We start from the raw sequence: 14,821 nt of genomic DNA on the forward strand, positions 1-14,821 counted from the left end.
CACGACCCGCTGAACGCCGGCTCGGTCTATCGCAGCCGCTGGTTCACGACGGAGCGGCCGGAGCAGGTGACCGTGCTGGACGCGCCCGGACTGGTGCGGATCTCGGCGGAAGTGGAGCTGCTGGTCGCCCCGTGGTACAGCAAGCAGCCGCCCGTCCCTCAGCTGGATCTGATGGCCACCCAGCTCGAACCGGCGGCGCCGGGCACGGTGCGGATCGGCGTGGGTCATGGCGCGACCGAGGACGTCGCCGGCGACATGACGGGCACGGCTCTGCGGATCGGCCGCTTCACGGACGCCCTCAACCGCCGCGCTCTCGACTATGTCGCGCTGGGTGACCACCACTCGCTGCGGGACGTCGGCGATCTCGGCAAGATCTGGTATCCGGGCACGCCGGAGCCCACCCGGTTCACCGAGTCGGCACCCGGCTACGTCCTGGTCGTGGATCTGGAACCGGACATCCCGCCGAAGGTGACGCCGCATCGGGTCGGCCGGTGGACGCTCGCCGAGCGGGAGTGGGAGCTGCACGAGCGGGAGGATGTCGCGGCGTTGCTGGCCTGGCTGGATGCCTTCCCGGACGAGACCCGGACCGTGGCGAAGCCGATCATGTCGGGTCTGCTAAGCCTGACCGACCATGCTTACCTGGCCGACGGTCTCGATGTGCGCCGCGATCTGTTCGCGGCGATCCCGGACTCGTCGCGCAGCCGTCTCGCCATCCGTGCCGTGGACGCCGATCTGGATGGCCTGGACCTGACGGGCTTCGCCACCGAGGCGGCCGCGGACCTGCGCGGTCAGGGCACCCCGGCAGCGCTCGACGCCCTCGAACTGCTGCTGCGCCTGACCGCTTTGCAATCGCAATCCGTCATCGCGCCGCGGGAGGCCGTGGCATGAGACTTCACCGGATCGCTCTCCAGGACTACCGAGGCGTGGCCGAGCGCACCGTCGCGTTCGCGCCGACCGGACTGACCCTGGTGGTCGGCCCGAACGAGGTGGGCAAGACCTCGATGATCGAGGCGCTGGACCTGCTGGTGGACGAGAAGGCGACCGCGCGCAAGCAGGCGATCAGGGACGCGCAACCAGTACACCGGGACGCCGGTCCGTGCGTCGAGGCGGAGCTGTCGCTCGGCGCGTACCGGGTGGTGTACCGCAAGCGCTGGCTCAAGTCCCCGGAGAGCGAGCTGCACGTGCTGGAGCCGGAGCCGGCGCAGTTCACCGGCGACCAGGCGCACGAGCGGTTCCTGGAGATCCTCGGCGAGTGTGGGGTCGACCGTTTCCTGTGGCGCCAGCTGAGGGTCGATCAGGCCGGGCTGGTCGTTCAAGCAGACGTCAAGGGCTCCACGGTCCTGGCAGGCGTGCTCGGCTCCGCGGACACGCCGGGCACCGGCCCGGAGGCGCGCCTGCACGACCTGGCGCACCAGGAGTTCCGCCGCTACTACACGGAGAAGCAGCACATTCCGACCGGCGAGCTGCGCACGGCGATCGAAGGGCTCGAAGAGGCGCGGGCGACGCACGAGGTCGCCCGGCGGACCCTCGACGAGGCCGAGGCCGCGATCGCCGAGTACGAGCGGACCGGCCGGCTGTTGAACGAGAACGCGGCGGAGCTGACGGCTGCGCGAGCCGAGCTCGCCGTGCTCGAGGAGCAGGCCAAGACACTCGACGGCGAGCGCGAGCAGTTGCGGGCGCTGGAGGCGCGGCTGGACTCGGCGCGGCGGCTTGCGGACGCGGCGACGAAGGTGGATGAGCTCCAGCGGACGACGGACGGGCTCGAGGGCGACGCCGATGCCGCGGCGGCGCGGGCCGCGCTGTCGCAAACAGGACGGGACGAGGCGACGCGTCGGGCGGACGCCATGCGCGCGCAGAGCATGACCGCCCGTCAGGCCGCACGGCAGGCGGCGGAGCTGCTGCGTTTCCACAGCGACCGGCAGGAGGAGCAGGCTCTCGGCGAACGGCTCAGGAAGATCGAGGCTGCCCGCGAGCGGCTGCGCGCGACGGCCACGGAGCTCGCGCGGATCACCGTCGACGAAGCGCTGCTGGAGCGGATCGAGACCGCGCACCAGGAGTGGCAGGTCGCGCGGGCGAGCCTAGAGGCGGGCGCGCCGATGGTGGCGGTGACCAGGCTCGGCGACGCGCCGGTCCACCTGGACGGCGCGCCGCTGGACGCACGAGACGACGCTGCGCCCCTGACAGTGCCGGTCAGCGAACCGTTCACGGTCGAAGCTCCAGGCGTCGTGCGGATCGTCGTCACGCCCGGGGCGGCGGAACATGCGCGGCGGGACCGGATGGTGGCGGCCCGCGCGGCCTACGAGGAGATCTGCGTCGAGGCGGGCGTTGCGGATGCGGCGGCCGCGAGGGCGGCGGAGCGGGAGCGCCGACGCCTGCTCGCCGAGCACGAGAGCGCCGAACGCGACCTCGAAACCGCGCTCGGCGGAGATGATCCCGCCGCTCTTACACACAAGCTCGCGCAGCTGCGTGACCGAATCGCCCGGTTCGAGCCCGACTCTGGCGCGCCGTCTGCCGTATCCGACGTCGACGTCCCGGACGCATCCGGCACTTCCGCCTCGCCGAACCCGACGACTCCGCTCATGCTCGATCAGCTGCGGGAGGCCGAGTCCGCCGCCAGTCTTGCCGCCGAGGACGCCGACGCCCGCGCCCGCGCCGCGAACCTCGCGCTCACCGAGTCGACTCAGGCGCTGATGGCCTCGCAGGTGGAGGCGGCCGGTCTCGCGGCGCGGCTGGAGGCCGCACGCGGCGAACTGGAGCGGTCACGAGCGGAACTCGCCGCGCTCCCCCAGCCGGTCGACGGCGAGCAACTGGCCGATCTGCGCGCGGCGTTCGACGGAGCGGCGGCACGAATCGCCGACCTGGCACCGGAACTTCTGGAGCTCAAGCTCAAGAATGCGCGCGCCTTGGTGCCACAGCGCGAGCGGGCGAAGGCGGATTTGCGCGAGCGGCGGGCAGCGGCCACCGAACGGCTGGCGTTGTTCGGCGAAGGAGAGCGCGGGCCACGTGAGGCGGCAGACCAGGCCCAAGCGGCGTTGACCAGGGCGCAGGATAAGCACGACCGGGTACGGCGCCGCGCGCAAGCTGCACGGCTCCTGTTCGAAACACTCGACGCGCACCGCCTTGAGGCGCGCCGCCGTTACGCCGCTCCCCTGCGCGACCGGGTCGAGGGCTACGCCACGATGGTGTTCGGCCCCCAAGTCCGCATCGGCGTCGGCGACGACCTGACGATCGCGACCAAGACCATCGACGGCGTGACGGTTCCGTTCGACCAGCTGTCCGCCGGGGCGCGGGAGCAATTGGCGCTGCTCGGCCGCATCTCCTGCGCCGACCTGATCTCCGCGCCCGCTTCCGCTCCCGACGCGTCAGCACACCACGCAGCGACTGGCGGGGCCGCAGCCAGTGCCAACCCGCCGTCCAAGGGCAGAACCACTACATCGCTCGACGGACCGGGCGTCCCGCTCATCATCGACGACGCGCTGGGGCATAGTGACCGCGGCCGACTCGACGCCCTCGCCGCGATCCTCGGCGCGGCGGCCGAGCGCCTCCAGATCATCGTGCTCACCAGCGCTCCGGAGCGTTTCCGCATCGCCGCGACGCGCATCGATCTCTGATCACGCCACCAGGCATGGCCCGCGAGCAGCAACAGCGAGCACAAGCATCTGACTCGACCTCCATGCACGCGATTCGGAGCCTGGTCCGGCGGCTGGTAAAGTTGGCGGTCGCGTGGCCTGTGGGCGGATGAAGTCCGCATCACAGCAGCGCAGCGTTGCAAAGCATCCCTGGATGCGCGGGTCACCCCGCCGGTGGTCACACCTCCAAGACGCTGCGCGGTCGCCGGGTCGACCGACGGTCGGCGGTCCGCTGCGCTGTAACCACCCCACCAGGATGTGAAGAGGCTTTTCGTGGCTAACATCAAGTCGCAGATCAAGCGGATCAAGACCAACGAGAAGGCGCGCCAGCGCAACCAGTCGATCAAGTCCTCGCTCAAGACCGCGGTCCGCAAGGCTCGCGAGGCGGTCGAGGCCGGCGACGTTGCGAAGGCCGAGGAACTCGCCCGCGCCGCCTCCCGCCAGCTGGACAAGGCGGTCTCGAAAGGCGTCATCCACAAGAACCAGGCGGCGAACAAGAAGTCCGCGCTCGCCAAGAAGGTCAACCACCTCAGCGGCGACGCCTCCTGATCGCAATCGGACCGGGCCGACGCGCCGTCCGATCCGCGCTCGCGGCTTGACCTGCCTCAATCGCGTATGTCGGTCGTGACACCTTGCCGACCGATCGCGGTGTACTGATCTGACGAAGGCCCGGCTCGATGCCGGGCCTTCGCACTGTGCCTCCCGCACTTTCCCGCGCCGTGCATAATCATGTACCTGACACACTCGCGCCTGCATTCGGCCTCCGCTAGTGCGGTGACCACCAACCTTGACCGGGTTCCGAGACCGCAAACGACGTGGCCCCCGGTGCCACCGACCCGGCGAACGTTGGTGGTCACCGCACTAGCGCCGGGTACGGGCACCGGCGATGGCTATGACGCACTTCTCCAGGGCGTACGCCGGATCCGCCGCCGCACCCTTCACCGCCGCGTCGGCCGTCGCGACTGCCCGCAGCGCCACCGTCAAACCGTCCGGGGTCCAACTCCTCGTCTGGCGCCGGATCTTGTCGACCTTCCAGGGCGGCATCCCGAGGTCGCGGGTGTCCCGTCCGGCCGCCGCGACCTTGCCGATCTGGCGCACGCCCGTCGCGAGCGCGCTCGTGATCAGCACTGAAGCGACTCCTGAGTCCAATGCGAAGCGCAGTTGCTCCAACGCCTCCCCCAGCCGGCCCTCGACGGCGAGATCGGCGATCGTGAACCCGGACACCTCGGCTTGGCCGCTGTAGTACTTCGCGACCGTCGCCTCGTCCACGGCTCCGTCCGTGTCGGCGAGCAGTTGGTCTGCCGCCGCGGCCAGCTCACGTAGATCGGAACCCACCGCGTCGACGACGATCTGCGCCGCCTCGTCGCTGATTGGACGCCGTGCCCTGCGAAACTCGCCGCGCAGAAAGGTGATCCGCTCCGCGGGCTTGGTCAGCTTCGGGCAGTCGACGATCTCCGGCTTGAGTTTTCGGACCGCGTCGAGCAGCGCCTTGCCCTTGACACCGCCCGGGTGCGTCAGCACCAGGACGATCTGGTCGGCCGGGTCGGCGAGATAGCGCTTGATCTCGTCAGCCTGCGCCGTCGCGAGATCCTGGACGGCGCGCACCACGACCACTTTGGCCTCGCCGAACAGTGACGGTGAGACCAGTTCGGCGAAGCCGCCCGGCTGGAGCGTGCCGGGCGCCATGTCGCAGATCTCGACGGCCGGATCGGCGGCCCGGGCGGCGGCGATCACGGCGGCCACCGCCCGGTCGACCAGAAGTTCTTCGGGTCCGGTGACCAGCGTCAGGCGTGGAGGCGGGGCGGTCACGGGCGTCAGGCCTCAGACTCACCGGTCGGCTGCGTCGCGCCACCCGTCGCGGTCGCCGCACCCGCGCTGAGCGCCCCGCCTGTGGCCGGCGGCGCACCCCCACCACTCGCCTCACCCGCGGCCATCGCCGCACCCCCGGCGATCGCATCGCCCATGGCCGTCGCCGCACCTCCGCCGAGCGCGCCACTTGTCGCGGTCGTCGCCGCACCCCCACTGACCGCCTCGCCCGTGGCCGTCGCCCCACCCGTGGCAGTGGTGATGACCCATGCCAGCGTCAAGGCCTCCTCACGCCAGGCGTCATACCTCCCGGAACGACCGCCGTGGCCCGCCTCCATCTCGGTCTTCAGCAGGAAGTCGCCGCCGGTCGCTGTGGCCCGCAGCCGCGCGATCCACTTCGCCGGCTCGTGGTAGTAGACCCGGGTGTCGTTGAGGCTGGTCGTCGCGAGGATCGCAGGGTACTGCTTCTGCTCGACGTTCTCGTACGGGCTGTACCCCTTCATGTAGGCGTACACCTCCGCGGACTCCAGCGGATTGCCCCACTCCTCCCACTCCATCACGGTGAGCGGCAGGCTCGGGTCGAGGATGGTGTTCAGCGCGTCCACGAACGGGACGTCCGCCACCACGCCGCGGAACGCCTCGGGCGCGAGATTCGCCACCGCGCCCATGAGCAAGCCGCCAGCCGAGCCGCCGCGTGCGATCAGCCGATCGGCGGACGTCCAGCGCTCCCGCACCAACTGGCGGGCGCATGCCACGAAGTCGGTGAATGTGTTGCGCTTGGCGAGCAGCTTCCCTTCCTCATACCACCGACGGCCCATTTCGCCGCCGCCACGAATGTGCGCGACGGCGAACACGAACCCGCGGTCGAGCAGCGAGAGCCGCGCCACGGAGAAGTACGGGTCCGTAGACGACTCGTAGGAGCCGTAGCCGTAGATCACCGCAGGCGCAGTGCCGTCGGCCTCGACTCCCTTGCGATGCACGATCGAGATCGGGACGCGCGTGCCGTCGTCAGCCGTCGCCCAGGACCGGTGCTGTTCGTAGTCGGCGGGATCGAAGCCGCCGAGCACCGGCTGGCGCTTGAGCAGGATCAGCGTTCCGGTCGCGATGTCGTAGTCATACACGGTGGAGGGGGTGACCATCGAGGTATAGCCGAGCCGCAGTTTTCCGGTGCGGAACTCGGGATTGTCGCCCGCGCCGACGGTGTAGATGGGCTCGTCGAAGGCGATCGGCCCACCCTCCACTGCCGGCAAGTCGTCGCGCATCGGGTGGATGGACAGGCCGGTGAGCCCGTCGCGGCGGTATTCGAGGACCATGTGCTCGGCAAAGGCGTCGGCGGACACCAGACGCGTGTCGGCCCGATGCTCGATCAGGGGTGTCCAGTCGCCCGGGCCGGCCAGCGACGCGGTCGCCAGCTCGAAGTTCTCCCTGCCGTCGGAATTGTGCAGGATGAGCAGCAGGTCGCGGCCCGGGTCGGTCGGGTGGACCCAGTGGTCGACCGAGTACTCCACCCCTTGGCGGCGCGGCGCAACGACGGTGAACTCGCCGCCGGGTTGCGCCGCGTCGAGCAGCCGAACCTCGCTGGTGGTCTTCGAACCGACGCCGATCTCGATGTAGCGCTCGCTGCGGGTGAGCCCGACACCGACCCAGAACCGCTCGTCCGGCTCCTCGAGCACGAGGACATCGTCGGCCGCCGACGTGCCGACCGTGTGGCGGTGCACGCGGTACGGCCGCCAGGCGTCGTCGACGGTGAGGTAGAAGAGGGTGGAGCCGTCCAGCGACCAGGCGGTGCCGTAGGAGGTCTCGGGAATCTCGTCCGGCAGCACCTCGCCGCTGTCGAGCTCCTTGAACTTCAGCGTGAACCGCTCGTTCCCGGCGAAGTCGACCGAGTAGGCCAGGCGCTTGCCATCCGGCGAGACGTCGAAGGTGCCGAGCGAGAAGAAGCCGTGCCCCTCGGCCAACTCGTTGCCGTCCAGCAGCACCTGCTCGCCGGGCAGCGCGGAGCCGTCCTCCGGCAGAACCGGGGGCATGTCGCCGTCCGCGGCGACGCGGCAGTGAATGCCGTACTGCTTGCCCTCCTGCGTGCGGGAGTAATACCACCAGCCGCCCTTGCGCGAAGGCACCGACAGGTCGGTCTCCTTGGTCCGGCCCTTGATCTCCTGGAAGATCCGCTCACGCAGGTCCGCCTGCCCAGCCGTGCGCGCCTCGGTATAGGCGTTCTCGGCCTCGAGGTATTCGACGACTTCCTTGTTCTCCTTATCGGCGAGCCAGAAGTAGGGGTCGTCGACGCGGTCTCCATGGTGGACGCGCTCGTGTGGAACAGTCTTCGCGACGGGTGGCTGCATGTCTCGATCCTACGTTTCCGGTCTGACGCGGGGTCGCCGCGACGCGATCGTGCCCGATCCCGCCGAATCGCCTCGGCGTCGGCATCCGGCGGCTCACCATGTACTCGACTTGGGATGCGAGTGGCTGTGGCGGCGAGTCGGCGGATCGGCTGGCTCCGGCGTGCCTCGGGCGCTCGGTCCACCGCCGGGGCTGCCCTCTCCGCGCTGGGCGCCAACGACGATGCCTCCTTCCGATCCGGCCGCCGGACTGACCGCGACGTCTCCATCGAGGTCAGTGCGATACACCCGGGCTCCGCCGGACCCCATCAAGCGCAGCGCGCGGGCGGTCGGGTGGCCGTACGGGTTGCCCTTGCCGGCCGAGATGATCGCGACGGCCGGATCGACCGCGCCGACGAAGTCCGGCGCCTGATTCGAGGAGCCGTGGTGCGGCACCTTGAGCACCGTGGCCCGGAGCTCGGAGCGGTGCGCGGCGAGCAACAGGTTCTGCACGGGCGTCTCGATGTCGCCGGTCAGCAGGAGGGTCACCGGTGCCGCCGGGCCGGAGATGGTCACCGCTATGACGATGGAGGTGTTATTCGGTCCCGACCCCTCGGCGCCACCGTGGCTGCCGCCGTGACCACCACCACTGTGTCCACTGCCGCCATGACCGCCGCCACCGTGACCGCCGCCGTCATCACCACCACCACCGTGACCACCGCTGTGACTACTGCCACCGCGATCATCACCCCCGTCTATGGGCATCTCGTCTTCGCGGGTCGGGTCCGATCCTGGGGCGTTAGAGGCGATCGGTCCGAGCAGCGCGTCTGGACGGTCGGGCCACAGCACGTGCCAGGCGACGGGTCCGATCGCCACGCGCTCGCCCGGAACGACGCGCCGCACTGGGACGCCTGCCGCAGCCGCCTCCTGACGCACCTTCGCGGCTCCGGATGGAGGATCGTCGACGGTCGTGGTCTCGATCGCGGCAACCTTCCGTCCGGCCAGTAGTCCCGCGAGGCCGCCGATGTGGTCTTCATGGAAGTGAGTCAGTACCACGAGCGACAGGTCCGCGACGTGGAAGCGCTTCAAGCACGCATCTTCCAAGCCCGGATCGGGACCAGTGTCGACCGCGATCGCGGACGTCTGGCCGGTGCGCAGGAGGAGCCCGTCGCCCTGCCCGATGTCGCAGGCCGCCATCGCCCAGTCGGCGGGAGGCCAGTCGGGGGCCGCGGTCTGCCTGATGAGGGCTACGACCCCCGCAACCAGCGCGCCGCACCCGATCAGCGCGGCGATCAGGAACCGCCCGCGGTGTCGTGGGCGGCGGGTCGCCCGGGCCGTGCTGGAAAGCTCCCCTCCAGCCTTCCGTCCCGGATCTCGCTGATGGTCACCAGTCATACCGAGCCGACCCCCGTCTTGTCTAGACCAATCTGACCTCGTGACACTCTGTGGTTGATATGTGACTGTTTCGCTCGCCTCGCTCGCCTGGCTCGCCTAATCAACGCGTATGCGCCGACGTATGCGGCGAGGAGCGAAAGGCAGCCGCCGAGACCGCTCGGCCAAGCGACGGCGGCGCCCGGCATCCGCGCTCCAGTGCGGGCGACCAGACAGATCCAGCGCACCGGCCACTGCGCGACCCAGGCGACTGCGTGGCCGAGCGGAGGCCACACCTCGTCGGCGGCCATCGCGCCGATGCCGAGGACGGTGGCGACCGGCGCGGCGGGGACCGCGAGCACGTTCGCCGGGACCGCGATGAGGGGCAACGACCCGCTGAAAGTCACCAGGAGCGGCTCACAGAAGACTTCCGCGGCTGCCGTCGTGGCCGCTGGTCCGGCGATCCACAGCGGGACTCCCCGATCGAGGAGGCGGTCGCACCAGCCTGGGGCCGCGATGAGGAGGCCGGCGGTGGCGGCGACCGAGAGCGCGAACCCGTAGGTGAGCGCCAGCCACGGATCGATGAGCAGAAGAACGAGTACGGCTGCCGCTATGGTGGACAGGGCCCGGAATCGCCGGCCGGAGATCGCGGCCGCGCAACCGAGCAGGGACATTACGGTCGCGCGGACCATTGGCGGTCCGGGGCGGGCGAGCACGGTGAACCCGATGACGAGCAGGAATCCCGCCCCGGTCACCGCTCGGCCGCGCAGCCCCGCCCATCGGGCCAGGGGGATAAGCGCCGCGGAGGCGAAGATCAGGTTCTCGCCGCTGACGACCACTAGGTAGCTGAGACCGGTGCGCTTCAGGGCGTCGGCGAGGTCCGGCGGCTCGTGGCTGGTGTCGCCGACCGCGAGTGCGGGCAGAACGCCCGCCTCCTCGGCGGGAAGTCCTGATGCCGCCTCGCGCAGATCGGCGCGTAATCGCCCGGCGGCACTTTGGATCAGCGAGGGTCCTCCTGTCACCTGGGGCGCCCGATCGGCGATCAGGAGTGCGGCGTCGCGTCCGGCGTCCCGCGGCGGCACGAGCTTTCCGGTGACGAGGAGGTGTTGCGACGGCAGCAGGTCGAGCCAGATCTGTTCATCGGCCGGTGCGTGAATTCGAGCCATGACGGTCGCGGAATCGCCAACCTCGTAGTGCGTTCCGTCGGAGGTCGTCACGTCGGTGATGCGCACTGGCACCATGATCAGGGTAAGGCGGCGGGTCGGCCTCGGCGGAGCGCCGGAGCTCGGCGGGCCGGTGGTCGGTGCGATGCGTCGAGGATCGCCAGTCACCGTGAGCGCGGTGCCGACGATCGCGGACTGCGCGGCAAGGCCGGGTACCGGTCCGTGCGACCCGGCGGCGACGTGGAGCGCCGCGGAGAGCGCGAGTCCGGCGGCGACCAGAAGCGTTGTGCACGCGGTGACCGCGAGCGGTTCTACGCCGAGGGGGTGATCGGCTGCTCGGCGGCGCGCCTGCGCCATTCCGTAAAGGCCGCACAGCGCCAGTCCGCCCGCCGCCACGAGGGTCGGCGCGGGAGGCAATGCGAGTCCCAGCCAGGTGGCCGCCCAACCTGCGGCCACCGGCGGCAGAAGGCGTAGGTCCGGAGGATCGGCGCGGCGCTTCACAACAGCACCAGGTTGCGAAGCGCGGCGAATTTACTCGCGCCGAGGCCGCGTACTTCTTGCAGCTGGCCGACCGAGGAGAACGACCCGTGCTCGCCTCGCCAGTCGAGGATCCGCTGCGCAAGAGCGGGTCCGACGCCGGGCAGTTCCTCGAGCTGTTCCTCGGTGGCGGTGTTGAGGTGGATGGGCGCGGCGAGTCGCGCCTTGCCGTGGCTTCCGGGTCGCGTGGAGACCTGTGGCACGGGGCCACCGTTGGCGCCTGCGGGGGCGCCGACCACGACCTGCTCGCCGTCATTGAGCATGCGCGCCTGGTTCAGCGAGGTCAGGTCGGTGCCGGGCAGCGTTCCTCCGGCGGCGTGCAGCGCATCCATCACGCGTGATCCGGTCGGGAGGCGGATCACGCCCGGCTTCGCGACCTTCCCTTCGATGTCGACCACGACGACAGTCGAGGCGGAACCGGGCTCCGCACCTGAAGGCGCCTCGGGTTCCGCGGCGCCAGCCGGGCCGCCTGAGGCGGATTCGCTCGTCTGCGTGCGGGCGCCCGGTGGTCCGGTGTGGCGGGCCGAGTGCGCCGCGGGATCGGCCGCGAACGTATGGGGCGTGCCGACTTGGTGCGACTGCGCGCGAAAGAGCGCCCATCCGCCGGTGATCAGGGCGACCACCGCCACGACGGAGGCGAGGACGGTGCCGGAGCGCCGATCAAGCCGCCAGCGTCCCTGGAGGGTGACGGGTAGTCGGTCCTGGATTCGTTCGAGGAACAGCTTCAACCGTGTCGGGCGCGGGCGCGCGGCCGCGGGAGTGTCTGCCCAGGTGGGCAGGGCGTCGTCCGCGCCGGCATGGCGGTGGCCGCATCCATACTGCTGATTCCCTGACATGGCTGCTCCTCGGTGGCGGAGGGATCACGTTCGTGATCTCCGTTCACGACATTAAGGAGCGAGCCGGGAGGAATCACCAGAGTTTGCGCAAGTTGTGGATAACTCGCGAATTTACCCGGCGACGCTGTGGAAAACGCACGTCAGGGGTGCAGTGACTACCTGACGAACCGTCGGACGGCCCATCTGCTCGTATGCACTGACGAGCCCGGCGTCGCGCCCACACCTCCGCTATGGACGCCGCGTCGGGTGGTGCGGCGGCAACCTTGGGTGCTCAGCACGAAATTCAAAGTATGGGACCGAAGATGGGCGGCCCTAGGGCAGGCGCGGGGAGACGATGACTCCGAGGAGGCCCGGGCCGGCGTGGGCGCCGAGCACCGCACCGACCTCGGAAACCGTGAGGTCGCCGAGCGCTCCGAAGTCGTCCTCAGTGGCGTTGGCGAGGCTCGGCAACTGGGCGCGTAGGCGCTCGGCGAGGAGTTCGGCGCGGGGGATCGATCCGAGATGGTGCACCGCCACGTCGACCGCGTCGTGGCCTGCCCGTTCAAGCGCCACCTGTTCGAGGCGTGCGATGGCTCGGGCCGCCGTGCGCACCTTTTCCAGAGGTTCGACGCGTCCGTCGACTAGGTGGAGGAGCGGCTTTACCGCCAGCGCTGAGCCCAGGAGCGCCTGCGCCGAGCCGATGCGGCCTCCGCGCCTGAGGTACTCGAGGGTGTCGACATAGAAGAACGCCGAGGTCATCGTCGCTCGCTTGGCTGCCGCAGCCGCGCAGCCGGAGAGCGTTTCACCGTGGCGGACGGCCCTTGCCGCGGCGAGGGCTGCATAACCGAGGCCCATGCCGACGGAGCGCGAGTCGACCACCTCGACGGGGATCGGCGACGACGCGGCTGCGAGCTGGGCCGACTCGTGCGTCGCGGAGAGCTCTGCGGAGAGGTGAACCGAGACGATGCCTGTGGCGCCGTCCTCCGCCAGCTCCCGGAAGTACGCCGCGAACTGCTCCGGCGACGGGCGGGACGTCGTGGCGGGCTGCCTCCTGCGCAATGCGTCCATAAGCGCAGCGCGTGCCTTAGGCGTGCCCTCGGTGTAGGACTCCGTGCCGATCACGACTTGAAGCGGAACGACGGTAATCCCGGCAGCAGCGGCGCGCTCCGGCGGGAGGCATGCTGTCGAGTCCGTCACCACTACTGTCCGACCGGCCACATGTCGCACCATAGTCGATGATCGGGCGCTCGTCCTCAGCCGACGACGACCTCCCGCCAGGACGGCAACAGTTCATCCACCAGCGCTTCCGTGCGCGGATGCAGCCCTTGGACACCGTGTACGTACCACGTGCGCTTGTAGAGTCCTTCCACCGCGCCGCGCAGCCGCTCGGTGTCGCCGCTCGCTGCCGTCGCGCGCAGCAATCCGCGCCACAGCTCCTCGTCGTCCGGGCTCCCACGCATGCCTGCCTTAACGGCCTCAATCGCGCTTTCGGCAAGGCCAGCGGCCGTCAGCGAGTCGGAGAGCCTGAGCGCGGTGTCCGCGATGATCGCCGGGATCTGCGCCTCGGCGACCTCGTAGGCGAGCCAGCCGTAGCGTCCCGCCTCGCGGTCGGCGAGGAACGGGCCGCGGACAAGGTCCATCGCCACCTTCAGCAGCTGATCGCGCTGCTCCTGGGACATGCCGGACGCGTGGTGCAGGGCGCGCTCTTGCAAGGACTGGAACATGTCCCAGTCCGACCATACGTACGGCCCGAGGTGGAGCCGCCCTTCGTCATCGGTTTGGAGGTTCGGCTCACCGTGCGGATCCTCTCCGAGCCACGTCGCCAGCCGCGCGAACGTCGCCTCAGCCACGGCCGCCGTGGCACCGAGCGGCCAGAGCGCCGCGGCGAGGACGCGTGGGTGAACACCGTCGCGATGGTGGAGCAGGAAGACGAGCGCTTCACGCAGCAGCGGTGTCTTATCCGGCTCGGTCGCGCCTATGCCACTCAACTCGAGCGGGCCGAGCATTGCGACGAACACCGAAGGCGGTTCATCGGGCAGCGGGCCACCATACCCAACCGACTGGTGAACGAGGCCGGTCGGGAGCTCCATCCCCTCGATGTCGCACACCGCGCGGAACATGCCGAGGACTGCCACGTACTGGTCGTCCGGGAGTAGTTGCGCGTCCACCTCGATGCCGAGCTGGCGGGCGGAGAGCCGCCCGTCGGAGCTGACGTCGAACTGCCAGGTCGCCCCGGGGACATCCCCGGCGACCGCGAAACCCATGCCGACGCGCGACGCGGTAGCGGCGATGTCGACCAGCCGCGCCGCAGTGGCCGGATGCGGTTCGTCGGCCACGACGACGAAGTGCGGCGGGAACGAGCCGGCCTGGCTCGCCCGCGATCGACCGTCGAGCACGGACACGAGCCCGGCGGCGGCGAGCGCCGTCACCCGTTCGGCGGCCTCTGCTTCGAGGGCGGGAAGGATCTCCTCCAGCGTGGCCGCGTGTCGCACCCGGGCCGGCGCCAACGGCGTGAGGTCACCAGGGAAGCCGACAAGGGTAACGGTCATCCGATCGGACCAAGAGTTAGTGGCCAGTTCAACGGCGAGCGCGGCCAGGGCGGCGCGGCGCCGGTCACGGTGGCCGCCGAAACCGACGACGCCGCGGGCCTCTTCGAGGTCGATCATGACGCGGTCGGTGCCGACGCCACCGATGGTGACCAGCCCGGGGTACGGCGCGAACCGCCGATGCGCGGCCTGAGCGTGCACGTCTGTGATCCGCGGCCGGGAGAAGTTCCAGGACCGTCCGTCTTCAGATAGGACCCACGGCTCGGGCGGCTGTACCAGGTCCTCAGGCGTTGCCTGCCTGCTAAGCATCAGCTCGATGCCTTCGGTGCGAAGCTTCACCGCATAGGCGTCGGGGATCGGATGGTCGCGCTCTGCCAGTCCGGCCGAGAGCCCACGAAGCGCGAGGTCGAGGAACCAGACCTCGACTTCGCGGGACCCGATGCGAATCGACTCCTCAGCGACAGCGGCATCGCCCGTCGGCGTGACAGGGCGGCGGCCGAACGCTCGATGCCATAGCTGCCGACGCCGGTGTCGTCCGAGCGCCTTATACAAGCCAGCGGCCAGCAAAGGCGCACCAGCGAGTCCGAACAGCACCCGGTTCTCGACGGACGGGGGCTGGCTCTCCTCAGGCGCGTG

At 70.2% G+C, this 14,821-nt stretch carries 10 protein-coding genes; 3 read left to right on the top strand and 7 right to left on the bottom strand.

Annotated elements, in window-relative coordinates; genetic code table 11:
* The 3 genes from VGZ32_RS24405 to rpsT all read left to right on the top strand — a co-directional run.
* On the top strand, positions 1-888 hold an 888-nt coding region (locus tag VGZ32_RS24405), incomplete at its 5' end, for a hypothetical protein (protein ID WP_326888521.1).
* Entirely contained in the window at positions 885-3,611 is a 2,727-nt protein-coding gene (locus VGZ32_RS24410; protein ID WP_326888522.1) for an ATP-binding protein, read from the top strand. The genes VGZ32_RS24405 and VGZ32_RS24410, both read left to right, overlap by 4 nt.
* Before the next feature lie 291 nt (positions 3,612-3,902).
* The gene (gene rpsT, locus VGZ32_RS24415) at positions 3,903-4,178 is read left to right on the top strand and encodes a 30S ribosomal protein S20 (protein ID WP_326888523.1); all 276 of its coding nucleotides are present in this window, start codon (positions 3,903-3,905) and stop codon (positions 4,176-4,178) included.
* Between the two features lie 312 nt (positions 4,179-4,490).
* Here rpsT and holA read toward each other — a convergent pair whose 3' ends face one another.
* The 7 genes from holA to VGZ32_RS24450 form a co-directional block, all read right to left on the bottom strand.
* Complete coding sequence (gene holA / locus VGZ32_RS24420) at positions 4,491-5,438, bottom strand: DNA polymerase III subunit delta (RefSeq protein WP_326888524.1); 948 nt, start codon at positions 5,436-5,438, stop codon at positions 4,491-4,493.
* Positions 5,439-5,443: 5 nt separating this feature from the next.
* Positions 5,444-7,777 (bottom strand): S9 family peptidase, encoded by a 2,334-nt coding sequence (locus VGZ32_RS24425; protein WP_326888525.1) that lies wholly within the window; start codon positions 7,775-7,777, stop codon positions 5,444-5,446.
* A gap of 93 nt (positions 7,778-7,870) precedes the next feature.
* Positions 7,871-9,148: a ComEC/Rec2 family competence protein gene (locus VGZ32_RS24430; protein WP_326888526.1), complete on the bottom strand. Its 1,278-nt coding sequence runs from the start codon at positions 9,146-9,148 to the stop codon at positions 7,871-7,873.
* Positions 9,145-10,743 carry a ComEC/Rec2 family competence protein gene (locus tag VGZ32_RS24435; protein WP_326888527.1) on the bottom strand — a complete coding sequence of 533 codons (1,599 nt, stop codon included), beginning with the start codon at positions 10,741-10,743 and terminating at the stop codon, positions 9,145-9,147. The genes VGZ32_RS24430 and VGZ32_RS24435 overlap by 4 nt, the downstream gene beginning before the upstream one ends.
* Positions 10,744-10,784: 41 nt before the next feature.
* Complete coding sequence (locus VGZ32_RS24440) at positions 10,785-11,660, bottom strand: ComEA family DNA-binding protein (RefSeq protein ID WP_326888528.1); 876 nt, start codon at positions 11,658-11,660, stop codon at positions 10,785-10,787.
* A gap of 312 nt (positions 11,661-11,972) precedes the next feature.
* Positions 11,973-12,869, bottom strand: coding sequence for a DegV family protein (locus tag VGZ32_RS24445; protein ID WP_326888529.1), 897 nt, complete (start codon positions 12,867-12,869; stop codon positions 11,973-11,975).
* Positions 12,870-12,892: 23 nt separating this feature from the next.
* The coding region (locus VGZ32_RS24450) for a bacterial transcriptional activator domain-containing protein (RefSeq protein WP_326888530.1) at positions 12,893-14,821 on the bottom strand (1,929 nt) is incomplete at its 5' end.

The sequence above is a fragment of the Actinocrinis sp. genome (assembly GCF_035938995.1).
Lineage (GTDB): Bacteria > Actinomycetota > Actinomycetes > Streptomycetales > Catenulisporaceae > DASZGI01.

What these genes read in the sequence shown, in the direction of transcription:
- VGZ32_RS24430 (WP_326888526.1), bottom strand. Translation starts at nt 9,148, where the DNA reads ATGACTGGTGACCATCAGCGAGATCCGGGACGGAAGGCTGGAGGGGAG.
- VGZ32_RS24440 (WP_326888528.1), bottom strand. Translation starts at nt 11,660, where the DNA reads ATGTCAGGGAATCAGCAGTATGGATGCGGCCACCGCCATGCCGGCGCG.
- VGZ32_RS24410 (WP_326888522.1), top strand. Translation starts at nt 885, where the DNA reads ATGAGACTTCACCGGATCGCTCTCCAGGACTACCGAGGCGTGGCCGAG.
- VGZ32_RS24445 (WP_326888529.1), bottom strand. Translation starts at nt 12,869, where the DNA reads ATGGTGCGACATGTGGCCGGTCGGACAGTAGTGGTGACGGACTCGACA.
- VGZ32_RS24425 (WP_326888525.1), bottom strand. Translation starts at nt 7,777, where the DNA reads ATGCAGCCACCCGTCGCGAAGACTGTTCCACACGAGCGCGTCCACCAT.